Source organism: Ignavibacteriales bacterium (assembly GCA_026390575.1).
Classification (GTDB): Bacteria; Bacteroidota; Ignavibacteria; order UBA10030; family UBA10030; genus Fen-1298.
In genome coordinates this window covers 65,351-91,210 of record JAPLFR010000011.1, presented here as the reverse complement: position 1 = coordinate 91,210, position 25,860 = coordinate 65,351, and the positions used below count along the sequence as shown (strand labels likewise).

Sequence of the window (25,860 nt, the reverse complement as noted above, 5' to 3'; positions counted from 1 at the left end):
TCAATCGTTCACGTTCTTTGGTGTTCATGGTCAGGTGCATTTCTGGGGTTCCTTTGTGAGTGTGTGCACATACAAGGTACTACCCGTGAACCTGACATTTTCACTGTCCGCTTAACCTGACATTTTCTGTGCCGTATTACACCCATCAATATTCCGTGCCACGCTAGTGCAAGCGTCCGCTGACCTTCTAAGATAAAATGCGGGACAAGATTGATCTCATAGAATCCTGGAAGTTTGGGCTGAAGGGAGCGCCACGCTGTCATTATCGGAATAACATATTCTGATACTGCTTCACCAATTGATTCTGTAAAATCACCAAGATCTAGATTTGGAGCCTTTATATATTCCACCACAGCACTTGAGAATTGCGGGGCGAGAGTATCCAACAAATTCACTTTATGACTTTCACCCGAGAGAAGTATTCTATCAATCCGCGTAAGGGCAATATTGTCTTGTTCAAGAAGGATACGACTATAAATTGTGTTTTCAATATTAGGCGATTCATATCCTTCACTGATGATGGGAGCGAAGTGAAGATAATGTTCACCCTGCATGAACACCAGACGGCTAAAATCATGTCCTACATAGACCAGCACTGAAACTTCTTCTTCTTGCGGTTCGTACTGCGTGCGCACCATCTCCATTAAAGCAGTGTCTGCGCTATCCATGAGTTTGATAAGAGGTACACGTCCGCCCATAAATGGTTTGGTCTCAGAAAGAAGCTCATAGACGTGCAAACCATCTTCACGAATTAACGAGAGAATTCCACCGGATGCTGATGGAATTGTATCAATTGCATCCAATGCCGGAGCAGTAGCACGCATCAAAGCGAGTTCTTGTGAGAGTTTTTTCTTTAACTTCTCACCTTTCAATCCAAAATTGCCCTCAAATTCCTGATACGTCACAGCTGGTTCGGAAATTGCATAAGAGAGTGTATATTTTTTGGGAGAACCAATTTCGTTCAACAATCCGAGCAATACGGATGCATTCGTGCTTCCCTCATCGGAAGGAGATTCGAGCGCGCCCGCCGATGCGAACGCATCTCCTCCTGAAGAAATATCACCAAATGCCGATGCTTCGTTTTCTGCGGTGGCAGCTTGTTTTTCTTCAAACTTGTGTACTAACGCGACTGTTTTAAAATCTCGGAGTGTGACCGTGTTGCCTTTTGCAGAAAGGCGAACAAATTTGAGTTCAAGTCCGTCCACAAATATCGCAACTGCTGTCTTTCCGTCTCCTGCTTGAATGGGCATGAGCTGGTATATCCTCTTATGTTAAGATTTGTCTAACCATGATCCGTGTGTCAATCTTTGCTCCACCACAAACAACCAATGGAAATATCATTCCGTTGGCTGTAACTGTAAAAGCTGTTGAAGACGTCGTTTGTTGTTAGCGTAGTTCATAGCGTTTTCCAAGGAAATTTTCTTCTGCAGGTACAGGCGTTTAAGATCCTGTTCCATGCTTATCATTCCAAGCTCTGTACCTTCTGAGATCATTTGATAAATCTCGCTTGTATTATTGTTCTTGATGGCAGCGCGAACTGAAGGAGTCCCAAGCATAATTTCCTTTGCAAGGACGCGTTTGCCATCTAAGCTTGGTACAAGTTTTTGTGAAATAACACATCGGAGTAAATCTGCCAAACGATTGCGCACACGCTCCTGTTCAATCGGTGGTGTCTCACCGATTATTCTGTCAATGCTCTCGACTGCTGCTGCTGTATGTAATGTAGAAAAGACCTTGTGACCTGAATCTGTAATTTCCAGTGCCGTCAAAATTGTCTCAGGATCCCGTAATTCGCCAATCATAATAATATCTGGGTCTTGGCGCAGTGCCTGCACCGCGCCCTCTTTGAATGAAAGAACATCTCTTCCTACTTCTCTATGTCTGATGATGCACTTATCTGATTTATGGACATACTCAATTGGTGAAGCGATGATAACGATATGCCCTTCTATACTATGATTATTTGCATCAATGATGGAATCTAACGTAGAACTTTTTCCAGAACCGGTAATTCCAGTGACAAGACAAAGTCCTTCCTTGGTATGGGCTAAACTTAGAACCTTCGTAACATTAACATGCAATTCTAGTTCTTTGTAGGCGCGGACAACATTGTTGATCGCACGCATATTTAATGCAAGCTGATCTAAATCAAAATATGCGTCTGCACGAAATCTTCTGAAATCAAGACCCTCTCCATACAACATATGAGAGAAGTCTAGATTTCTATTCTCAAAGAGAAACGACCTTTGACGCTCTCCAATAACGCTCTGAATAAGAATGTTAATTTCATCCGGCGAGTATTTTCCAAGCGATGAATCTGCTTTTTTGGAACCATAGACACGATACCAGATATAACCTTGTGAACCATACCCTCCCATGTCAATATCAGATGCACGCAGCGTAAACATACGGCTGAGAAAATGATTGATCATAGCCAAAAGCTTCATTTTGGTTGTCTCATCCGTACGTGTCATGACATCACTAATCATCATTTGCCGCTCAAGTCCAGTTATGGACTTGGGAAGCTGAGATGCCATTTCTTTTAAAATTTTTTTTGCATCAACAACAACTGGTGGTAATTCCGACGACAAAGGCGCGGTGGGTGATTCATTTGGAGAAGGCGACGGCATTTGAGGTGTCATTTAAATATTTTCAATTTGATAGGACACATTTTTATCAAAATCTTTAGATAATGTATCTGACCTTATTTTGTTAGATAATAATAAACTACAACTGAAAAAGCAACAGATATAAAGGAGTTTTTTAAGTGAAAGCACCTTTTCCCTTATAAAGACATCACATACACAATTTGCGGCTCAATGATTTTACAGATTTATGTTTTTTTTGAAAAAATGGGGTATGTATAATTTACTTTATTAACGATCATTCTACCCCATGTCCCTGAATTATTAGTGAAATTAATCTTCTTCCGTAGTAGTCGCTACAATTTCCTCAAGTGTCGTTGTTCCTTCTTTCATACGCTCCATCCCAGATCGGCGTAATGTCCACATGCCATCTTTCGAAGCTTGTTCCCGGACAGCGTTTTCATCCACTTTTTCACCTGCATTAAGGATGATATCTTTGATTGCTTTTGTAAAATACAGTGCTTCATGTATAGCTGCACGTCCTTTGTAGCCTCCACTGCATTTATCGCATCCTACTGCTTTATAGAATTTATATGTGGCAATATCCTCTTCGGTAAAACCGAATTTCAGCAAATCGCTCTTTTCGTTGTTATCCATCGGCTGTTTGCAAAACTTACAAAGCGTCCTGATAAGCCGTTGCGCAACAATTACATTGATTGCATACGCAAGCAAAAAAGGTTCAATACCCATTTTATAGAGACGAGCAATTGCGCTCGGCGCATCATTCGTATGTAATGTAGAGAATACCAAGTGGCCTGTATTTGCCATCTTCACGGCGGTTTCTGCTGTTATTTTATCACGCATTTCACCAACAAGCACAATGTCTGGATCGTGACGCAGGATACCACGAATAGCCTCTTCGAATCCCATCTTAGGTCCAATTTTTAGTTGACGCGCACCTTTGATAATGTATTCAACCGGCTCTTCAATCGTCAGGACGTTCACCGTAGGGTCGATGACTTGATATAAAGCAGCAATCAACGTTGTTGACTTACCAGAACCTGTCGGGCCAGTAAGAATAATAATACCTTGAGGCTTGTTAATGGCCTTATAGAAGAATCCTCGTGCTGGTCCCTGCAAACCGAGTTTTTCCAGATCGGTGATGACTTTACGATCATCCAATACACGGATGACGATACTTTCAAATTTGTGTTTAAATTCCGTTGTCACAATCGGCATGATTGAGACACGGAAACGCATTTGATGTCCGTCAATGACACGCTGGATGAATCCGTCTTGTGTCATTTCACGCTCGAATCTATCTACATTTTTTGTACGATCTTTGACAACAGCAAGCACCGCCTCCGGTAACGTATTTTCCTGGATATGCCATACTTTCAGATTGCCATCCAAACGAAATAAAAAGTTAGTTCGATTGCCCTCTGCTGCGACGATGTGTATGTCACTTACATCTTTTCTCACTGCTTCAACCAAACACCCTTCAAACAGATTCACCAATGCGCTCTTGCTGATTTCTGCTTCAAGAGCTTGTTCATCAAGTGCCTCATCTTCTCCACCGCCGGATTCATCAACAGTAATTTTATTGTCGTCGAGGAGTTTGAGGAATTCGTTTTGCGCCGGTGCCACTTTATCCATAAACGACTGCAAGTCTTTCAAGCGCACGTAACAGATTTCATATTTTTTCACATTGAAACTGCGAGCCACGATTGGAAGATTGCGATCCGTTGGATCTGCTGCGATAATAATAAGCTTATCCGGTTGGCGTTCGTCAAACTTAAACGGCAGCATCTTTGATTGGATCATCATTTCCCGCTGCTGATCTGAAAGTTGTTCAATGTACTTCTTCACGAACGCAACCCGTGCGTCATCAACTTTTTCATCATTCAGGAATACTTCGCGAAACGCATAGAGATTTGCTACTTCACGAAAGACTGCATCATGGTCAGCGCCGAATTCCGTAACAAGAATCTGTCCCAGGTTCTTTCGGTTTTTCTTGTTATCGTCGGAATCCTTCATCCTAAGCGACTTCTCAAGCGTCTCAAAATCGATTATACCTTTTTTAAGAAGTGTATATCCGATTTTATCAGTTATATCTATTTCAGGCATGGTTCTATTCCTCTTTGCTTATTAACCCAATCGCGTTTCTCAAAGCATTTTATGGAAGCATAAAATACAATGGCAGGAGCATGCGCTCTCCCGGGCTTTTGGGCTTTACCAATGCTGTTTCTGAAGAAACAAGGGTTAACGCTGTTAGTACAATCATCATAATCATGGATACAGCTAATTGAATAACTTCAATTGCGTTCTTCATCCTATAGGATGTTTCTTTCTCATAATACTCCGCCAGTTGAAGAGCTGTCGTTTTTACGGTTCCTGTTTCTGCACCTGACGCAAATCTAGAAATAGCTGTTTTTGTGAATACTCCGGATGCTTCAAATGCTTCCGTCAAACCTTTTCCTCGTTCCAGCATCATCGGTATGGCAATCGTCTTGATCTCATGTTCCATATATCTATTGCCGCACGCTTCCGCTGCCATACGAATAATTTCAATATTTTCACCTGATCCGCTATAGAGCGCATAAAAAACACGACAAAATATTTCAATGGCAGTTTTATGAAACATAGAACCTAAAACTGGAATTCTGATCAAATACTTGTCCATTAAAAATTTCCCTCTTTCTGTTCCCATGAAGCGCATTAAAACAACAGTTGGCACACCGAATATAATTAAAAGGATGATTACATGTTCACCTAGCCAGTCGCTCGCTTTCAGAGTCGCCGCCGTCATAGGGGGAAGTTCGATGTGAAATTTAATAAACATTTCTGCTGTCTTGGGGAAAATATAATAAACATAAAATAAGCACGCTAAGAACAACACAAAGAGCGTAATCAGCGGTGTAATAAGAGCACTTCGAAGATTTTTTTTAAATTCCATATTGCGTTCCATAAATTTCGCGGCGCTTTCATAAATCTCTGCCATGTTCCCGCTCTTTGAAGCGAGACCAAGCATTTGCGCTGTGAATTTGCCAATCACCGGCGCTTGTTTCATAAACACTTTTTCACTGTCTTTTCCTTGCTTTAGTTCTGCATTGATTTCTTTAATTGAATCGCGCAATCTTGGATTAGGAATATCATTGATTAACAATGACATCACTTCATTAAATGGAAGTTTTTGCCTCATTAAGTCTGTACTCACTCTAACAAAAGAGATAACGTCAACCATTGGAGCGGCATGCAGTTTATTCCCAAATAATTTCTTTCTGACATAGATAACATTAAATCCCATTTTCTGCAGCGCTACTCGAACTTCATCAGAAGTAAACGCCTTCTGCTCGCCATCAATCGGTTTGTCAGTTCCCTTCTTCACGCGGTAGATGAATGACACGCGTTCGTGAATACCAGTCACTTTAAACTTTTTCTCACGTGAAAGTTCTGCTGCTTTAGTTTTGGCAATGCCCTTATTGTCAGCAGTAATAGAACCGGACACTGTTTTTCCCCCAAGGGTTATACCATCAACTCGATATTCAGGCATATGATTATCCGACTTATAGAAAATTTAATGTGTTGAATATAATTACCCATTTACCCACTACGATTATACACTTTTTCGCTCTCTGTGTCAAGAACTGAGGACTTCCTCCTCCGCTATAAGAAACCAATATTATTATTGAATGAGAGATATACCCCTATTGAAGTTTAGGAGAACTTATAAATGCCAACGGGAACGCTGCATACCATGCAGATGCTTTGACGAGATGCTCCACTGGAATGTGTTCGGTTGCCATATGTGCATAAATTTCATTGCCGGGGCCAAAGCCAATGCACGGAATTCCGTGCAGACCCATCACTGCCACACCATTCGTACTGAATACCCAACGGCTGATTTTCGGCTTCTCATCAAACAAACCCTCATACGATTTAACACCGTACGCCAAAAGCGGATGGTTCTCCGGCAACAGCCATGTCGGATAATACTTTTTCGTTGGATATGTTAATCCGCGCCAGCTTGGAACTGCATAATCTAGCACGACAACTTCGGCTTCTGCTTTCTTCACGCTTGGCAATTCTTGAATCTCGCTCACCGCTGACTCCATTGTATCGGTTGCAGCAAGCCGCCTATCTAAATGAATTGTTGATGAATCTGCCACAGCACAAAGCGAGGGTGATGTAGAGCGGATTTCCGCAATTGTGACAGTTCCCTTGCCAAGGAAGGGCTCGCCGCCTAATCGTTCATTCAACTTTTCAATGTCTTCAATAATCGGCGCCATTCTGTACACCGCATTCACACCGCGTTCCGGTGCAGAACCGTGGCATGAGATTCCCTTCGTTCGCACTTCAATTTCCATACGGCCGCGATGGCCGCGATAGAGAGCAAGGTTCGTCGGCTCAGCAATGACGACGACTTCAGGTCTCAATGAATCTTCATTGATGATGTACTGCCAACAGAGCCCATCACAGTCCTCTTCCTGTACACTGCCAACTATATAGAGTGTGTAGTCATCTTCCAATCCAAGTTCCTTAATAATCTTTCCGCCATACACAATCGAAGCAAGTGCACCTTTCATATCGCATGCACCACGACCATAAATGATGCCATCCTTCTCATCCCCTTTGAACGGATCGACTGTCCAGTTTGCTGGATTACCGACATCTACGGTATCTACATGCGCATCTAATGCAATGATATGTTTTCCGTGTCCGATGCGGCCAAGGATATTGCCCATCGGGTCAATTGTAACTTCATCAAATTCGCATTTTTCCATTTCCTGTTTTATGCGATAGATCACAAGTTCTTCCTGTGAACTCAACGATTTTATCGCTATCAATTCTCGCAGAAACTGCGCTACCTGACGCTCATTTTTTTGAGCGATTTTCAAGATTTCTTTGAACATAAGTTTCTCACTTTCTCCGAAACCTTTTCAAGGTTTCTTGATTTAACCTTTGCAACCTTGAAAAGGTTACATATTATTAAAATTTGTGATCAACTTGTCGAAATATCCGACTTCATCTTCAAACAGACCTTGCCAATATTCCGGCTCCCATTGCTGTCGGAGTTCATCGGACGATTTCCCCTGCTGTTCAACCCAGGTGAAATACTTTAAATTATGAATCGCTTTGCGTTCATAATATGTCAGCTCTTTATAATAATCGACGCTCTGATGCATCAATGGTCCAGCGTGATCCTTTGCCGCTTCGATCTGTGAATACGCGCCGCGTTCATGATGCAGTTCATCCACACGCGATATGTACATATCGGCTGAATCTGTAAATACAGTCAGCAACACATCCGAAGAACTACATTCAAAGTATTTTGCAGTCTTGATTGCTGAAAGCATATTGGAGATACTGGAGATGCCCATGAGTTTTAAATTCTCAAGTTGCATATCAGAGACACCTTGTGACTTAAGATACTTCCTGCCTTCTTCTTCGTTGAACAATCGGAGCACACGCATGCAATCTTCATCATCCACCGCCGAAACGACATCTGTGTTCCGGACATTATGGACCCACGGTACATGCTTATCACCAATCCCTTCGATACGATGTTCACCGAAACCATTCATCAGTAATGTAGGACATTGCAACGCTTCACTTGCGACTATTTTCAGATGTGGATGGAGTTTCTTCAAATAATCACCAGCTCCAATCGTTCCTGCTGAACCCGTTGCAGAAATATATGCAACCGGATTTCCATTCATTATGCCAAGCGCGCGGAATGCTTCTTCCAACGCTGGTCCTGTTACATTGTAATGCCAAATCGGATTGCCAAATTCTTCAAATTGATTGAAGATGACGTTAAGCGGATCCTTTTTCAGTTCCCAGCATTTGTCGTAAATTTCTTTCACGTTGGATTCTGTTCCCGGTGTTGCTATAACTTCTGCTCCAATTTCTTTCAACCACTTGAAACGCTCCTTCGACATTCCTTCAGGAAGAATTGCAATGGATGTGCAATCTAACAGACGGCAATCGAATGCGCCGCCGCGGCAATAATTGCCTGTGGATGGCCACACAGCTTTATGTTTTTCAGGATCGAACTCTCCGCTCACCAATCGCGGCACCAAACATCCAAATGCCGCACCAACTTTGTGTGCACCCGTAGGAAAATATTTCCCAATGATGCCGACAATACGGGCATTGACACCAGTGATAGCTTTCGGAATCTCAAAATAATTCACACCACCATACAACCCGGTCTTGATATCATTTTTCCATGTAATGCGATAAAGATTCAAAGGATTGACATCCCATAATCCAATATCTGGAAGTTTCGATTTGATAGCAGCAGGGATCGTCTCCGGATTCCTCATCTGCGCAAATGTTGGAATGGTGATCCCGTGCTTCTTGCATCGTGCCGCAGTTTTCTTTACAACTTCATAATTGATGTGCTGAATGATTTTCGACATATTTTATTCCTTTACACCGATCGCTTCTGATTTCGGGTGACAATCGCTTGCAGTTTTTCTTCGGGATTTTGCATGCGCATCAAGAACATAATCGCTGCAATAACGAACGGTTTGTAACTCGCTTCTGCGTATGTGGCAAGACGATATTTTTCAAACACATTCTTGGAAACTTCTCCTTCGGTACAACTGACACCAGAAATATCTGCCGGCAGGCAATGCATATACAATGCTTTGCCATTCTTTGTCAATTTCATCTTCTGTTCATCACATTCCCAGTTTTTGAATTTTGCATTGTTCGCAAGGCATTCTTTCTCTAATTCCTTCAAGCCGGGTTTATCGTTACTGCTCAACAATACTGTGCGCTTTTGCATCACGTGATATGGCGCCCACGATTTCGGATACACGATGTCAGCATTCTGAAATGCATCGTCCATGCTGTTGACCACTTCAAACTTACTGCCGTGCTCAACTGACTGTTTCTTCGCCAATTCCGCAACTTCTGGGATCAATCCATATCCTTCAGGATACGCAAGCGAAACATCCATTCCAAAGCGCGACATCAATCCGATAATGCTCTGTGGAACAGAGAGTGGTTTGCCATAGCTTGGTGAGTACGCCCACGTCATCGCAATTTTTTTACCGCGAAGATTTTCTAATGAACCGTATGTATTCTTCAATTGCATAAGATCGGCAAGTGCTTGCGTGGGATGATCAATATCGCACTGCAAATTGACAATACTCGGACGTTGATGCAATATTCCTTGTTCGTACCCTTCCTGAATCGCTGCGCCAAACTCCCGCATATATTTGTTTCCCTCGCCAAGAAACATATCGTCACGAATACCGACGACTTCAGCTAGGAACGAAATCATATTTGCCGTTTCGCGCACGGTTTCTCCGTGGGCAATCTGTGATTTTTCTTCATCAAGTTCAGAAAGCCCCAACCCCAGTGCATTTGCCGCAGATGCAAAACTGAACCGCGTGCGCGTAGAATTATCGCGGAAGATGGAAATAGCAAGTCCCGTATCAAACGCGCGGAATGAAATTCCCGCTTTGTGCAAATCAATCATCAATTGCGCTACTGTGAGCACTGCTTTGATTTCATCATCGGTGCGCTCCCACGTTAACAAAAAATCGCGGTTATACATATCGGTGTGTAGCTGTTTCAGAAGTTCGAGATTATTTTGTATTACATTCAACATTCTTCATCCTCCATCAATCTTAAATTATTTCCATTCCATGATCTCAATACACCCATCGATCGGACAGACGAATTTACACAGCCCGCAGCCAACGCACCGTTTCCAATCAATATGGGCAATGCGATTTTCTAACTGATCGATCGCATGATGCCCTCCGTCGCGGCATGCAACATAACATAGATCACAGCCGATACACAAATTCTCATGAATATGATTGCGCATACGTTTTCTTGGCAGTTCATCGTGCGATACAATGTTGGGCAGTGCCTTTCCAACAATTTCTTCAGGGGATGAAAATTTCATCTCATCGAGATAGTGCGACATTCCGTTTTTCAAATCTTCAATGACACGGAAACCGTAATGCATCACCACCGTGCAAAATTCCACCACGCCTGCACCAACCGACATAAATTCCACCGCATCGCTCCAGGTGCTTGCGCCGCCTGTGCCCAGAATCGGAATATCAACGTTGCGGGCGATCTCGGCTATCGTACGGAGAGTGATCGGTTTTATCGCGGGACCGGTCATACCACTATAGGTAGACTTGCCACCGAGACTCGGATTGGGAACGAACGTCTTAATATCAATTCCCATCAATGCTTGAATAGAATTCGATGCTGTCAACGCATCACAACCGCTTCGTTTCACTGCTCTTGCAACCTCAACAATATCTGTAACGTGCGGAGTTATTTTGATCGAGATCGGCACTCGCTTCGATGCTTCTTTTACCCAACGCGCTGTCAATTCTGTTGCACTCAAACTTTGCGCCAGCATCTTGCCCGGATCTTCACCAATGTTTCCCTGTGGGCATGAAAAACTGCATTCGATCAGATCAACACCGGCTTTTTCCAAACGCTCAACGAGACGCTGCCAATCTTCTTTTCTTCCTGCCATAATACTTGCTGCAATCATTTTCTCCGGATATTCTTTCTTCAACATCCGAACATTGTATTCCACTTTATCGATGTGATGTTCTGAGATAAGATCGATATTTCCCATTCCAAACAACTTTCGTCCCTCATACTCGAATGTAGACATCATCGGGTAGCAAAGATCGACTTTCGTTCCTTCTACTGATGTTGTTTTGAGAATTGCTCCAGCCCATCCCATTTGGAATCCACGCCGCACCATATCCAGATCATCTGTTGAAGGCGCTGCAGCAAGGATGAACGGATTCTCAAAATGAATTCCGAGAAAATTGTATGATAGATCGCGCTCTGGATAAATTTCTATTTCTTTAAACTTTTTATATCCCATAATTAATGCTTCCTATTTCTCTTTCTACGAGTACGATAGATTGCTTTTGGTTCTTCAACACAAAATCCGATTTTATGTTTTGGCTTCTCCGGTGGAGTCATCAATTGACGGATCGCATCAAATACTACTTGAAAGTGCTCATCATACTTCTGTTCAAGTTCATCAAGCCTACGGACAAGATCTTTTTGTGAGGCAAGTATTTCCCGCAGTTTTACGAATGCTCGCATAATGGCAATATTCACCGCAATTGCTCGTTCGTTCCGCAAAACACTTGAAAGCATTAGGATACCATGTTCAGTAAAAGCAAATGGTTGATACTTGATATTTTCACCTCGCTTCAAGGTCACAAATTGTGACCTTGAACGTTCGGAGATGACGTGCTTCCACCATGTTTCTGACTCATCTGAAGATAATTGGAACATAAAATCCTCGGGAAATCGCTCCAGATTCCTCTTTACCGCTTGATTGAGAATTTTTGTGGAAACTCCGTACAAATCAGCGAGGTCACGATCCAGCATCACCTTTTGATTACGAATCAAATAAATGTGCTGTTCAATGACTTCCGATGGAACCAGGCTATAGTTCATTTTTGGAATTTATTAAATAATTATGAATCGCCTGCGCGGCATGTTTTCCTTGCGCAACAGATTGGACAATCGTTCCTTCACCGGCAATCATATCGCCTCCCGCAAAAACGCTCTTTTGGGAAGTCTGGAAATTCTCATCAACCTTGATATATCCTTTTTCGCGAGCAAATCCTTCAAGCCAATCCGCCGCTATTGACTGGCCAATAGCAACAATAACAGTATCGACATCAATGATGAATTCAGTTCCTTTCACTTCCACCGGTATTGGACGACCCGATGTATCCTTCTGTTTACTTAACTTCGTGCGTCGGCATGTCATGCCTACCACTTTTTTCTTTCCAACAATTGCAACCGGATTTGTGAGAAAACGAATTTCTATGCCTTGCTTGCGCGCCTCTTCCAACTCGGACTTCCAGACACGCATCTCTTTTTCACCACGTCGATAGATAAGGATAACATTCTCCGCACCGAGCCGTTTTGCGGTTGCCGCGGCATCCAACGATACATTGCCGCCGCCAATAATAACGACACGCTTGCCGAGTTTTATTTTCTTTGGATTTGCCTTCGCTGATTCAAGAAATTCCAAAACCGGCAAAACGCCTTTCATCTTCTCACCGGAAATTCCAACAGGACGATCCTTTCCAAGTCCAATCGCAAGAAACGTCGCATCGTATAATTTTTGGATTTGCGCGAACGTTTTTCCATTAATCGTTTTCTTTTTCAGAGAAAAATATTTTAACAAAAACTTTGTATCCGATTCTAACTCTTTATCTGCAAGACGATATACTGGAATACTATTACGTGGCACGCCGCCTGGTTTACCTTTATCAAACACATTTACCTTGTAACCATATTTCGCTAACTCAAACGCACATCCGAGTCCGGACGGTCCGGCTCCAACGACAGCAATTTTCTTATTCAATTTCGGAAATAGTTTTATTTTCGAAAATCCCTGCTTTACTTCTTCTTGCGATGCAAAGAAATGCAGTTCACGGATCTTGATCGGCTCATCCTGCTTACTTCGAGTGCAAACCGATTGGCAAAAGGTTTCTTCCGGACAGATTTTACCACAGACATTGATTAGTGCATTGGAGGTTTTTGCAACTTTGGCTGCACCAATAATATTGCCGCTGCGAATCATTCCGATGAATTGAGGAATTTTGATATGCGTCGGGCACGCCTGCTCACACGGCGCATCAAAACATTGCAAGCACCGTTCGGCTTCGATCCTGGCTTGCTGTTGAGTTAACGTTAAGTTCATTCTGATGTACTTTCCAATTCCTAATTTCGTTAATTCCACACCCGCACTGGCAATACGACCATTGACAGTCCCTGAAATTGAAGCCGATTTTGAATCGCATACGCGGTTTCGCTGTGCAGAATTCGTTGATACCATTTCTGTTTCTGGAAGACCAATTTTGCAGCAAAAAATACTGATTGTTTAAACTCATGTGAAAGTTCTAAACAAATCTTTTCTGCTTCTTCCACAGCTTCTGTTCCTGTTGACATTCGCGATGTTGCCGGGATACCGAGGTTTGTTGCTAATTGTACATATCGTTGTAATTCTTGTTTCGTGTTTTCTTCAAGACGATCTACTTCATCGGCCCCTTTGAAATTTCCAGAATCCACCACTGCGACCGATACAAATACCATTTGCTTAAAATAGCCGGGGAATTGTTTTATAATATTTAACAAAGAGTGAATGCCCAGTCCGTTGTAACTTTCAACAAGCAAAATTGCAGTTGGTTTATTCCCAACAAGTTTTTCCTCAGAATGAACTGTAGCATTCTCAGCAGGAAGCCCTTCGAGGATATCAGATAATGAACGAAGTTTATTGGTTACAAGATGATAATGTCTCCGAATGACAACACACAACAAAATGAGCATCGAAGTAATCACAACTGTCATCCATGCACCTTCTTCAAATTTTTCATAAACCACGATTCCGAGAATACCTACGCACAGGATCAAACCGATGATATGGATAGAGATTGACCGCTTCCACTCCTGTTTTCCCCGTTCACGAATCCAGAATCGCACCATGCCCAATTGAGAAAGTGAAAAAGTCACAAACACGTTGACGGAATACATCGTTACGAGCATATCAATATGCCCTTTTGTATAGAAGAGTAGAGCAAGCGAAGCTGCACCCATTAAAATAATTCCATAGTGCATCGTCAACCGATCCGACAATGAGGCAAAACGATGCGGCATCCAGCGGTCGTTTGCCATATTTGCCATTACACGCGGACCGTCGATAAAGCCGGTTTGTGCTGCAACAAAGAGCAATGCTGCTTCAGAAATAAGGACAGCAACAACAAACCAAGGACCAATGCCAAGCTTTTCGACCATCACAGCATTGAGGGTCTTTCCAGGTTGTTCAGTAACTCCTAAGAGAAGATACAGAAGAAAAATCGCCCCGGCGGTTATCGCAAGCGATACCGCCATATAGACCATCGTTCGTTTTGCCGTCGGGATACGCGGTTCGCGCATAATCTGTAAACCGTTGGAAACTGCTTCGATTCCAGTGTATGTACCGGCTCCGCGTGAGTAGGCACGAGCGAAGATAAGAAACATACCAAGCCATCCGATCGTTGAAATATCATTGTGTAAATTCACTGCGGCAGTAGATGCTACCTGCGGAATATCGCCGAAGCGAAGCACTATTGCACCAACAAACACTGCAATATGAGCTACGAGAAAGAAGAGGAAGATCGGAACCAATATAGAAATGGATTCTTTGGCTCCCCGGAGATTCAAAATGATCAGAGCGATGATTGCAAACGCTTCCACCGGCACCATCCATGGGCGCCATGAATACGGAAGAAAACTAAATATCTGTGCAGCACCGGAAGCGATCGATACGGTGATTGTGAGAATATAATCTATAAGCAAGGCACTTCCTGACACAACTCCGAAAGGTGCTCCGAGAAGTTTCGTCGCGACGACATAACCACCACCGCCGCTTGGGAAGTGTTCAATAATTCGGCTGTAAGAGTACGAAATAATAAATACGGTGAACGCCGTTGCACATGCAAGAAGAACAGCAAGTTCCGGATGTCCTGTCAATGCACGAAAAGCTTCATCGGGTCCATACGCTGATGAACTTAGTCCATCGGCTCCAAGTCCCACCCACGCGAGAAACGCAATGAGCGAAATCTTGTGAAAAAGTTTTGGATCGTGAATATCACGGGGTTTCCCGATGAGTAATTCTTTAATGCGCTCCAAGAACTATCCTTTCAATGGTGGAACATTGTTGTTTTGTATAGCATCAACTATTTGTTGGTATCCGCTGCAACGACACAAGTTGCCGGAAATAGCGGTTCGAATTTCTTCTTCCTTGGGATCTGGATTATGATCTAGCAAATCTTTTGCACTCATCAGCATACCGGGTGTACAGAATCCGCAATGCACCGCGTCATGATCTAAGAATGATTCCTGCAGCGGATGAAGTTTGTTTCCGGTCGCAAGCCCTTCGACAGTCAATATTTCTTGTCCATTAATCTGTGGAGCGAGTACAAGACACGAATTAACAGCTTTGTCGTTCATCAGCACTGTACATGCGCCGCACTCACCGATTTCACAGCCACACTTTGTTCCGGTCAAGCCCAACTCTTCGCGCAGAAGCGCCAGCAAAGTTATATTAGGTGGAATTGTTAACGTGTAGTGCTTTTTATTAATTGTTGTTGATACTGAGATGTTTTTCATTTTAATAATTGCAATGATTTTAATGATTCGCCCTTGTTGAACTCTTACGGAATTCTTTTAAATATTTCATAAAATTTGCTATGTGTTGGGACAATTCAATTATCTGTTCAGTTAATATTTTGTATTCATCTTCCGCGAGATAACCAATTTAATTTAGAATAATCAATTGATTTCGTACTTCACCAGCCGACCCTTTTGAATATTTTAAGAATCGAATAAACTCTGAAGTAGAATTATACTCGAATCCCTCTGCGATATTATTCGATATAGAAAAAGCAGCACGTCTTAACTGACTCTTCGCATCAAAATCTTGCTTCAGTTTTCCAATATCGGAGATCCTGTAGATCTCAGCAGCAAAATCTACAGCCCGTTGCCACACTTCCAAATCCTCAAATCTCTTTATACTTTTTACCACAAAGCCAATCTTTCAAATTATTTGAATCTTTACAATCATTTGAATTATTCTAATCATTCATACACATCTTTCCAATGCTCTGCGAACAAGAACGGCTATCACGGGCTCTTTGTATTCAGTTGACCAACGTTTTCCAGTAAAAGAGATCATTACTTCCGAAACCTTTTGCCCTGCTTCGGCGAATAATTCCTTTGTCGGCTTTTGTCCAATCAATATTTTTTCTGCTTCTATCATTCGCTGCCATTTGGGGAATGCCGCTCCAGGAACAATTCGCGCCTCCTTGATAAGTCCATTGTCATTCTTTTGAAGGATTGCCGCAACACTCAAACGGGAAATCGCCAGTGCATTTCTTCTTCCAAGTTTGATGAACGCGCTTTTCATCAAGTTGAGTAACTTAGGAAATCGAACCTCCGTGAGAAGCTCATTCTTTGCCGCGATGGTCTGATAAGGTTTAACAAAGAAATCGATAAGAGGAACATTACGTTCACCTTCTATCGACTGTAATTTCGCGGTTGCACCAAGCGCCATCAATGGCGGAATAGTATCGGCGCATGTTGCTGCGTTCATGATGTTACCGCCTATGGTCCCGCGATTTCTGATTTGCGGTGAGCCGATACCATTTGCAGCCATATGAAGCAATCGCGCATACTTCTTGATAACTGGCGAAGTTCCAAGCTCAGTATGTGTACTAAGCGGTTTGATAACAATTTCAGATTCAGTCTCGGTAATTCCCTTCAATTCACTTAAACAGCTTATATCGATGATTGCTTTGGGAGCTTTGACCGAAGGTTTACGAAGTTCTATTAACACATCTGTGCCGCCAGCAAGAATTTGTGCATCACTTCCAAACTCTGTCAACAGTGCGAAAGTTTCTATAACATTGTTCGGCGAAAAATATTCAAACTGCTTCACGTTCTATTCCCCTGAATCTTGCATGAATCGGCTTCCCCAGATTCCTTCTGCTCCGAACCACGCTTGCCAGTTCGTATGAGTTTATGACCGAGCCGTACTCGTTCAAGGTTTGCAGGAATTTCATAGAGACGTTTTCCAGTTGCATTATAAATCGCATTGACAATTGCTGGAGCTGCAAGTTCATTGGTCGGTTCGCCGACTGATTTTGCTCCAAACGGTCCAGTTGGATCTTCGTTCTCTACTATGATTGCCTTCATGCGCGGTACATCCATCGACGTTGGAATGAGATATTCATCAAAGTTGATCTGCTTTGGAATGCCGTCTTCAATTTCAAACTCTTCCAGCAATCCATAACCAATGCCCATTGCTACACCGCCGTAAATCTGTGCTTCGACCATTCCTTTATTGATCGCCTTACCGACATCATGCACAGAAACGAAGTCCTTCACGTTGACTTTTCCTGTTTCAATGTCGACTTCTACTTCTGCCACATTTGCTCCGTAAACAAAAGTAAAATATGCATCACCTTGTCCCTGCGTTTCATCCCAAGAAGTCTTTGGTGAACGATGCCAGCCAAGTCCTATCATTGGTTTACCTTTGTCGAAGCATACAGTTGCAAGTTCATTGAATGATGCCAGACGCTCTTTTGTTTTTTTATTGACGAGATAGTTGTCGAGAAGATCGAGATCGCTCACTGCTTCGCCAGTCATTTCTGCACCGACTTCGAGTAATGTCATACGCACTTTTTCTGCCGCATTCTTTGCCGCTGAACCGCCCATAATTGTTCCTCGCGATGCGACTGTTGCTCCGGAATCCGCAACACGACTTGTATTCGTGTTCAGAAATTGAATCCGATTCATCGAAATACCAAGCACCTCAGCAGTAATTTGCGACATTTGCGTTTGCGCACCCTGTCCCATATCAGTGATGCCGGAAGAAACGATCACGCTGCCATCCGTTTGCACAGAGACTATGGTTTCTGCTGCATCGGTTCCTTCTGCACCAAGCGACACACCGCGATAGCTGCATGCGAGCCCAATGCCGCATCGTTTTTCGTTCATCGTTGCTTTGCGATTGTTGTTCCATTTCTTCTCGAAGTCGCTTGCATCCGCAGCTTTCTTCAATACTTCCTTCAAACTAACATTATGTGTTAGTTTTTGACCCGTCGCAGTCACCGCTCCGATCTCAAATCCATTCTTCATTCTGATTTCGAACGGATTCATTCCAACTCTTTCTGCCAACTCATCCATCATTGATTCAATGGCAAAATTGACTTGCGGCGATCCGAATCCGCGCATCGCTCCGGTGTAATTATTGTTGGTGTATGTCGCATAGACATCTGTTTTAACATTCTCACAATAGTAAGGCCCCGTTGCCTGCACAACGGACCGCCACGTAACAAACGGGCTCATCGATGCGTACGCACCGCCATCTGCGATACACTTGATCTCCATTGCAGTGATGGAGCCATCCTTCTTAGCGCCCCATTTATAATAGAGCACATACGGGTGCCGCTTGTAACTTTCGAGCATCGACTCTTCGCGCGTGTTGACTATCTTGACTGGCTTATCTGTTTTCATCGCAAGTAACGCAGCCCGGCAGCTGATTAACGTCATCGCTTCATCTTTACCGCCAAATGAACCGCCAAGCGTTGACTGTACAATCTGCACTTGCGCAAGATCAAGATTCAACATCGATGCAACAGAACGGCGGGTTGAAAAAAGATTCTGTACACAACCCGTGATTTTTATTCCACCCTGTTCTGATGGTTCTGCAAGTACAGCTTCCGGTTCGATGTACGAATGCTCGATAAATTGAGTTTTGAATTTCCGTTCAATAATAAAATCAGCTTCAGTATAACCTTTCGTGATATCACCTTTTCGAACGTGATGATGCACGAATTCATTTTTATCGTCATGGAGAACCGGCGCATCCGGTTTCATTGCTTCTTCCGGATCGCTCACGATGGGAAGCGGTTCGTATTCGACTTCGATAAGTGAAATCGCCTGTTCGGCAATTTCCTTCGACAGAGCGGCAACGATTGCAATGCCATCTCCAAGATAGCGGACACGATCTTCCGCAAGAATAGCTTGATTCTTTACAACAACACCGAACACTTTTGCACCGGGAATATCCTTTGCAGTCAGCACCGCCTCAACGCCAGTAAGATTTTCCGCTTTCGAAATATCGATGTGGATAATTTTAGCATGCGGATATTTCGAGCGAAGCACTTTACCTATCAATTGGTGCGACACATTATAATCGTCGGCGTACTTCGCTTTACCGGCTACCTTGCCCCATGCATCCACACGCCGTTCAGACTTGCCGATTATTTTGAGTTTTTCAGACATCAGTTATCCGCTTTCAGAAGTCTGTCGCGAGTTTTAGATTTCCAAGATTCATCTTTGCACTTTCTTATTCGCAAATGACAATTCGAATTTCGAAATCATTTACCTATGCTTTTCCACAACCTTGCGGCAACTTTACGTGCCTTCTCCATTACTGCATCTTCATCAATTCCCATCATCTGGCGGTTCCAGACAATCCAATTACCATCGATCATCACATGTTGAACCATGGGTGAATTCATTCCAAACAGAAAATGACCATAGATATTTTGAGAAATCATTGGCGTCGGCAATTTATAATCGAGCACAACAAGATCCGCCGGTGAATTCTTTGCAAGCGTTCCAAATGATCGCCCGAAGAATTGAGAGATAAGCTTCTGTCCATTATTTAGCATCACTGGCAGCCGGGAAAACTCTGTTCGATGATCAGATTCAGCATTTCGGAAATAGCCGAACTTTGCCTCATCAAACATATCTGCCGGAAATCCATCCGTGCCAAGAGCAGAATGTTCTCCATACCAATTCAGCGGCGCATAACCAACGGCATTATTCATATTCGAACGCGGATTGTGGACCATCCACGCACCGGCTTTTTCAACTCTGGCAAATTGTTTTTGATTGAGGTGAACGCCGTGAGCGAAGATAGATTTCTTGCGAAGAATGCCAAGTTCATTCAATCGGCTAATGATATCGGTGTTATAGTTTTCCATTGAATCCAATACATCGGCTTTATCTTCAGCGACATGAATGTGGACACCGCAATCATACAACGAAGCAAGTTCGCCAAGTTTTCGCAGTGAATCATTACAGAGCGTGAAGGAAGCATGCCCTCCCATGGTTCCACGGAAATGAGGATTGTTCGCATTCTCAGTAATAAAACGTTCATTCTCTTCCAATCCAAGATCGCGTTTTTTCATTCCACCGCGATCAGTGGTTTCGTAGCAAACGACTCCGCGCAAACCAACCTTCGCTATTCCAGATTTTGTTAAATCAAGCGAGCCGCTAATATGATTCGGCGATGCGTGGTGATCTATAAGTGTCGTCGTTCCAAATTTGACTGCTTCGATTGCGCCAACGAGTGCACTATAATAGATGGCTTCCTCATCCAGCGCTTCATCCAACTTCCACCATACTTTTTGAAGAATCTCGATGAAGTTCCTTGGCGCGGTCTTCGGCGCAGGCATTCCGCGTGAAAGTGCTGAATAGAGATGTGTGTGTGAATTCACAAACCCGGGAAGAATAATTTTTCCAGAAAGATTAATAACTTCATCACTCTTCTTTGGTCGTAGACTCTTCCCACAATCAGCAATAGTACCATCAATGATGCGGATGTCCGCTTCTTCGATCCTTAGTGGATCTAGAGAAATGATTTTAACATTTCTGAGGAGGAAATTCATATCTACTTTCGCTTTCTCGTATTGTAACTCGCTTTCTGATCTCTAACAATAAATCCAATAGGATGTTTTGATTTCTCACGTGGTTTCATAAGCTGACGAATAGCCTGAAAGAGGATTTGAATTTCTGAATCGTGTTGAGAAATTTTCTCTTCGAGTTCCGCAAGTCTTTGGGCAAGTTCTTTATGCGTGCTTAGTATTTCCCGTAGTTTTACAAACGTTCGCATTATGGCAACATTCATGAGTACGGCACGTTCAGAGTGAAGTACACTAGAAAGCATGGCAACACCCTGTTCAGTAAATGAATACGGAAGATACCTTCTGCCACCCCAACTTGAGGTCACAAATTGTGACCTCAAGTTATCATATTCTTCCTGAGTAAGCTGAAACATAAAATCGAACGGGAACCGATTGGCGTTGCGCTTAATTGCCTGTATTAAAACCTTTGTTGATATGCCATAGAGTTCTGCCAAATGAAAATCAAGCATCACTTTTTGATTGCGAATGAGGAATATCTTTTCCTCAATTCTTTCTAGTGCTATGAGTTCTTTCTTCACGTGAGTTCGTGTAATCTATTTTCTAATATACTAATGTCAGGTTCTATATCGATTGTCTGCCCTACTGCTTTCTTTGCAGAAGCAATATCTTTCAATCCATTGCCGGTAATGACTGCAACGGCAGATTCATCCGGTTTGACGATGCCTTGTGCAAGTGCTTTCTTCAATCCTGCAACACCTGCAACACCTGCCGGTTCGCCAAATACTCCGCCGAGTCGCGCTGTTAATCGCATTGCTTTTAAAATTTCTTCATCTGAAACTGCAATCATCGTTCCGTTCGATATTTTAATTTGCTGAATCGCGCGGCGCCAATTGCGCGGTGTTCCGACGGCGATGCTGTCTGCGATCGTGTCGGGTTGTGATGGTACCAAATCTTTTCCGGAAAAGAAAGCATCCATCAACGGCTTGGAACCTTCTGCCTGCACACCCAGCAAACGGGGCACACGATTGATAAATCCCAGCCGTTTCATTTCCTGCAATCCTTTTCCGATACCGCCAATTGTACATCCGTCTCCCACCGAGACAGCCACCCAGTCTGGAACCGCAGAACCAAACTGCTCGCCAATTTCTAATCCTGCTGTTTTTTTCCCTTCTACCAAAAAAGGGTTCGTGCCGCTGTTGCGATTATACCAGCCGAACTTTTCACAAGCTTCGCGGCATAGATCGAATGCTTGTTCGTACGTCCCCTGGATACGGATAACCGTTGCACCAAAAATGAGCAATTGTGTTACCTTCGGTTCCGGTGCGCGCTGCGGAACAAAGATGAAACTTCGTAATCCAACTGCCGCCGACATTCCCGCCAGCGACGATGCCGCATTCCCTGTTGAAGCACATGCAATGGTCTTGAATCCAAACTCCTGCGCCTTCATCACACCCACCGAGCTTGCGCGATCCTTAAAAGAATTCGTCGGGTTGCGCCCATCATCTTTCAGAAATAATTTTGAGATACCAATGGTTTGTGCAAGACGGGGAACATCATACACCGGAGTCCAGCCGATGTGTAAATGCGGAAGTGAAATATCAGGTGAAATGGGGAGTAATTCTTTATAACGCCAATGATTAAATTGTCGACTACGGATTGTGGATCGTGGATTGGGAATTGAATCGTAATCGTATTGGACATCGAGAATTCCTTCGACACCGCAGTTCGGACAGGTGAACACATTGCCGTACGCCACGATTCTGCCGCATACAAGACAGCGTAAGTTGGTAACAAATTCAGGTTTTCGTACTTCCATTGTATTCCTCTAATAATCAAGGAGCGTTCACTCTTCCAACTTCTCTGTCAATATAGTGCGCTTTCTAATGGAAATCGAGAGGAAGTTTTTAGGACATTCAAGAATTTGAGCAAATTTGCAGGTAGGTTGTTTGATAATTGAATAATTATCGATTTAGCTAACGTACTCATTATCAGGTACCAACGAATAACTTGCGTTTTGAAAGTTAAAAGTATATTCTTTCCACAACGCAGGGAAAAGAAAAATACATGTCAATCCTTATTATAAACGGTCGCGTCATTACATCAACCGGCGAGATACATGCAGATATTTTCATCGAGAACGAAGTGATCAAACGAATCGAACCGGATCTCGATATGAAAGCAGACAGGATCATCGATGCAGCTGGAAAACTTGTCATCCCAGGCGGTGTTGATGTTCACACTCATTTAAGTTTACCTGTGGGCAATATCATAACGAGTGATGACTTCGAAACCGGAACGCGTGCGGCGGCATTTGGCGGCACAACGACCATCATTGACTTTGCCCAGCAAGTAAAAGGGCGTTCACTGAGCGAAGCACTCGATATCCGGCTGAGGGAAGCTGAAAAATCTGTGATCGATTTTGGTTTGCATATGATTATTGTTGACTTACCGGAACACCGAACTGCTGAGATGGATGAAATGATAGAAAGAGGCGTGACGAGTTTCAAACTCTTCACTGCATATCCCGATCGGCTGATGGTGGATGATGAGACTATTCTCAGAACACTGCGTCAGACAAAAAAGAACGGCGGACTTGTTTGTGTACACGCAGAAGACTCAGCAATGATCGAAGTGCTTGTTGTGAAAGCATTGATGGAAGGCAAGAGCGAGCCAAAGTATCATGCCACGACACGCCCAGCCGAGGCAGAAGCGAAAGCCGTTCAGCGAGTGATAGAACTGGCGCAACAAGCAGAAGCGCCTGTGTACTTTGTTCACATCTCGTGTTCAGAATCGCTCGAATATATCCATCAGGCACAATCGAAACATCAACCAGTGTATGCGGAAACATGCCCGCAATATCTTTTTACATCAATAGAAGATTTGGACAAACCTCATTTTGAAGGTGCAAAATATGTCTTCACTCCACCGCCAAGGGAAAAATGGAATCAGGAGAAGCTTTGGAATGGCATTCGAAATAATTCATTGCAAGTTGTCTCGACAGATCACTGTCCATTTAACTTCCGGCGAGACAAAGAATTGGGATACGCGAACTTCACAAAAATCCCCAATGGCGCTCCTGGGATAGAGAATAGATTACAACTCCTTTTCCATTTCGGCGTGGCAGGCGGAAAGATTTCAATACATCGATGGATCGAAATTGTTTCGACAATGCCTGCAAAGCTCTTTGGTCTCTATCCTAAAAAGGGAACAATTGCTGTTGGCAGCGACGCCGATATTGTAATCTGGAATCCTATAACCGAGCATACCATTTCTGCATCAACGCATCATATGAATGTCGATTACTCATTATATGAAGGATGGCGATTAAAAGGAAATGCGGAAACCGTAGTTTCGCGTGGAAAGATTATTATCGATAATAATATATGGTGCGGAGAGCCGGGGCATGGGAAATTTCTACCAAGATTGCCACGTGATGTCCGATAAATGATGGACAATAAAATTCATTCTAATATTTTATTGCTCACATCTCTGTTTATTCTTATTTTTGCTGCAACGCATCCCTGACCATATCGGTAATTTTGCGAAAGTCAATCTTGCCGCTGCCCATTTTAGGCAGTTCTTCGAAGACAACAAAATTTTTCGGCAAAGCGATATTCGGCAGCTCCTCTGCCATTTTTTTTAGAATTGCTTTTTCGTCAATTTTTTGGGTGACGGCGACAACAATCTTGGCTCCACGAACAGAGTCCGGCACCTCGACAACACAGCAAGCAACATCATCAGGCAGTAAATGTTCCAGCACATTTTCTACTCGGATGAGTGAAACCATTTCACCGCCAATTTTCATGAAACGTTTTAACCTGCCGACATGCCAGAGATATCCATCTGCATCGTGATATCCCATATCGCCGGTGTCATACCAGCCATGCCGTATGCTCAGAGTTGTTGCTTCAAAATCATCAAAATAACCTTTCATAATACTATCGCCTTTGACAAGAATCTTGCCTATTTCACCGACAGCACATTCATCGCCGGTTTCATAATTCTCAACTCGTACTTTCACATTCGGTAACGGTAATCCGACACTTCCCGGACGGTTTGCTACCGGTGTGTTGACACTGATTGCAGGGCTCGTCTCTGTGCAGCCATACCCTTCTAGAAGATTAATATTATGCTTGTGAAGGAATTCCTGTCGCAAGGAATCCGGTGTCTTATCAGCACCAGCCAGCATAATACGGCATGATGCAAAATCGCCGGGTTCTGACTTCCTCAAATATCCCCACATAAATATTGGTGTACCCACCACAAAAGTAATTTTCTCTTCACGAATGATATTACAGATGGCTTTAAAATCAAGCGGGTTGGCATAGGAAACAATTGTCATGCCGTAGTACAGAGGCAGCCATAAATTTGCCGTCTGTCCAAACACATGGAAGAAAGGCAAGTTGGCAAGGAATACATCATCAGATGTAAATTCAAAGACTTTGATGAGCCCATCAACATTAGCAGATATATTTCGATGCGTGAGCTGAACCGCTTTTGGATCTTTCTCGCTTCCACTTGTAAAGAGAATAATCACGTTATCATCTTCATCGCCGGAATGGATTTTTTTCAGCAGCCGATCTACAGGAAGCTTTGCCCGCAGTGCTGCTTTAATTTTATCCAGAATAGAAACAGTCTCCATAATATCTTCGATAAAGATCATTCCCTGCACGCGTGGACAATTTATCTTTTCGACGAGTGCTTTTGAAGCAATGATGGTTTTGAAAGCACATTTCTTCTGAGCATACTCGCAATTCTGTGCGGCACCGGTCGAATAATTAATCATCACTGGAGTCCGCCCGCTCATGAGCGCACCAAGGATAGAAAGCGCACATCCCATAGAAGTCGGAATCATGATACCGATAAATCCCTCATCGTATTTTTTGAATTTATCCGCTAAGATGAGCGATGCTATGAGTGCTTTGCCATAGCTGATGTTCTTCCCTGTTGTACGGTCGATAATTGCCATTTTGTTTTCAAACTGCTTGGCAATGTGGACAAAGTGATGATGAAGAAGCATTTATTTTCCCTTAGAAAATTTTGTGCGG

Annotated in this window: 20 protein-coding genes; 1 reads left to right on the top strand and 19 read right to left on the bottom strand. The window is 43.2% G+C overall.

The window, feature by feature from the left end; translation table 11 throughout:
* Nucleotides 1–8 precede the first annotated feature (8 nt).
* The 18 genes from NTX44_10795 to thrC form a co-directional block, all read right to left on the bottom strand.
* A complete protein-coding gene (locus tag NTX44_10795; GenBank protein ID MCX6122087.1) occupies nt 9–1,250 on the bottom strand; it encodes a hypothetical protein in 1,242 nt (413 codons plus the stop codon).
* Nucleotides 1,251–1,337: 87 nt separating this feature from the next.
* Nucleotides 1,338–2,642 carry a PilT/PilU family type 4a pilus ATPase gene (locus NTX44_10790; protein MCX6122086.1) on the bottom strand — a complete coding sequence of 435 codons (1,305 nt, stop codon included), beginning with the start codon at nt 2,640–2,642 and terminating at the stop codon, nt 1,338–1,340.
* Between the two features lie 276 nt (nt 2,643–2,918).
* The gene (locus NTX44_10785; protein MCX6122085.1) at nt 2,919–4,712 is read right to left on the bottom strand and encodes a GspE/PulE family protein; all 1,794 of its coding nucleotides are present in this window, start codon (nt 4,710–4,712) and stop codon (nt 2,919–2,921) included.
* Between the two features lie 49 nt (nt 4,713–4,761).
* Nucleotides 4,762–6,138 (bottom strand): type II secretion system F family protein, encoded by a 1,377-nt coding sequence (locus NTX44_10780; GenBank protein MCX6122084.1) that lies wholly within the window; start codon nt 6,136–6,138, stop codon nt 4,762–4,764.
* A 154-nt stretch (nt 6,139–6,292) separates the two neighbouring features.
* A complete protein-coding gene (locus NTX44_10775) occupies nt 6,293–7,498 on the bottom strand; it encodes a YgeY family selenium metabolism-linked hydrolase (protein ID MCX6122083.1) in 1,206 nt (401 codons plus the stop codon).
* Nucleotides 7,499–7,564: 66 nt separating this feature from the next.
* Nucleotides 7,565–9,010, bottom strand: a complete 1,446-nt coding sequence (locus tag NTX44_10770) for a pyridoxal-phosphate dependent enzyme (protein MCX6122082.1) — start codon at nt 9,008–9,010, stop codon at nt 7,565–7,567.
* Between the two features lie 11 nt (nt 9,011–9,021).
* Nucleotides 9,022–10,212, bottom strand: a complete 1,191-nt coding sequence (gene ygeW, locus NTX44_10765) for a knotted carbamoyltransferase YgeW (protein MCX6122081.1) — start codon at nt 10,210–10,212, stop codon at nt 9,022–9,024.
* A gap of 24 nt (nt 10,213–10,236) precedes the next feature.
* The gene (preA, locus tag NTX44_10760) at nt 10,237–11,469 is read right to left on the bottom strand and encodes an NAD-dependent dihydropyrimidine dehydrogenase subunit PreA (protein ID MCX6122080.1); all 1,233 of its coding nucleotides are present in this window, start codon (nt 11,467–11,469) and stop codon (nt 10,237–10,239) included.
* A 2-nt stretch (nt 11,470–11,471) separates the two neighbouring features.
* Nucleotides 11,472–12,056: an ORF6N domain-containing protein gene (locus NTX44_10755; protein ID MCX6122079.1), complete on the bottom strand. Its 585-nt coding sequence runs from the start codon at nt 12,054–12,056 to the stop codon at nt 11,472–11,474.
* Nucleotides 12,046–13,317, bottom strand: a complete 1,272-nt coding sequence (locus NTX44_10750) for an FAD-dependent oxidoreductase (GenBank protein MCX6122078.1) — start codon at nt 13,315–13,317, stop codon at nt 12,046–12,048. Before NTX44_10750 ends, NTX44_10755 begins: the two co-directional genes overlap by 11 nt.
* A 29-nt stretch (nt 13,318–13,346) precedes the next feature.
* The gene (locus tag NTX44_10745; protein ID MCX6122077.1) at nt 13,347–15,284 is read right to left on the bottom strand and encodes an APC family permease; all 1,938 of its coding nucleotides are present in this window, start codon (nt 15,282–15,284) and stop codon (nt 13,347–13,349) included.
* Between the two features lie 3 nt (nt 15,285–15,287).
* Nucleotides 15,288–15,764, bottom strand: a complete 477-nt coding sequence (locus NTX44_10740) for a (2Fe-2S)-binding protein (protein ID MCX6122076.1) — start codon at nt 15,762–15,764, stop codon at nt 15,288–15,290.
* A gap of 148 nt (nt 15,765–15,912) precedes the next feature.
* Nucleotides 15,913–16,179, bottom strand: coding sequence for a four helix bundle protein (locus NTX44_10735; protein ID MCX6122075.1), 267 nt, complete (start codon nt 16,177–16,179; stop codon nt 15,913–15,915).
* A gap of 57 nt (nt 16,180–16,236) precedes the next feature.
* Entirely contained in the window at nt 16,237–17,091 is an 855-nt protein-coding gene (locus NTX44_10730; protein MCX6122074.1) for a xanthine dehydrogenase family protein subunit M, read from the bottom strand.
* Entirely contained in the window at nt 17,088–19,442 is a 2,355-nt protein-coding gene (locus tag NTX44_10725) for a xanthine dehydrogenase family protein molybdopterin-binding subunit (GenBank protein MCX6122073.1), read from the bottom strand. The genes NTX44_10730 and NTX44_10725 overlap by 4 nt, the downstream gene beginning before the upstream one ends.
* 95 nt (nt 19,443–19,537) lie before the next feature.
* Nucleotides 19,538–20,836: a putative aminohydrolase SsnA gene (gene ssnA / locus NTX44_10720; GenBank protein ID MCX6122072.1), complete on the bottom strand. Its 1,299-nt coding sequence runs from the start codon at nt 20,834–20,836 to the stop codon at nt 19,538–19,540.
* A 2-nt stretch (nt 20,837–20,838) separates the two neighbouring features.
* Nucleotides 20,839–21,390 carry an ORF6N domain-containing protein gene (locus NTX44_10715; GenBank protein ID MCX6122071.1) on the bottom strand — a complete coding sequence of 184 codons (552 nt, stop codon included), beginning with the start codon at nt 21,388–21,390 and terminating at the stop codon, nt 20,839–20,841.
* Nucleotides 21,387–22,628: a threonine synthase gene (thrC, locus tag NTX44_10710; protein ID MCX6122070.1), complete on the bottom strand. Its 1,242-nt coding sequence runs from the start codon at nt 22,626–22,628 to the stop codon at nt 21,387–21,389. The genes NTX44_10715 and thrC overlap by 4 nt, the downstream gene beginning before the upstream one ends.
* Nucleotides 22,629–22,876: 248 nt before the next feature.
* Between thrC and hydA the strand changes: the two genes are divergently transcribed.
* The gene (gene hydA, locus NTX44_10705) at nt 22,877–24,256 is read left to right on the top strand and encodes a dihydropyrimidinase (GenBank protein ID MCX6122069.1); all 1,380 of its coding nucleotides are present in this window, start codon (nt 22,877–22,879) and stop codon (nt 24,254–24,256) included.
* A gap of 55 nt (nt 24,257–24,311) precedes the next feature.
* On the opposite strand, the gene NTX44_10700 is transcribed toward hydA, so the two are convergent.
* Nucleotides 24,312–25,832: an AMP-binding protein gene (locus NTX44_10700; protein MCX6122068.1), complete on the bottom strand. Its 1,521-nt coding sequence runs from the start codon at nt 25,830–25,832 to the stop codon at nt 24,312–24,314.
* Between the last annotated feature and the right edge of the window lie 28 nt (nt 25,833–25,860).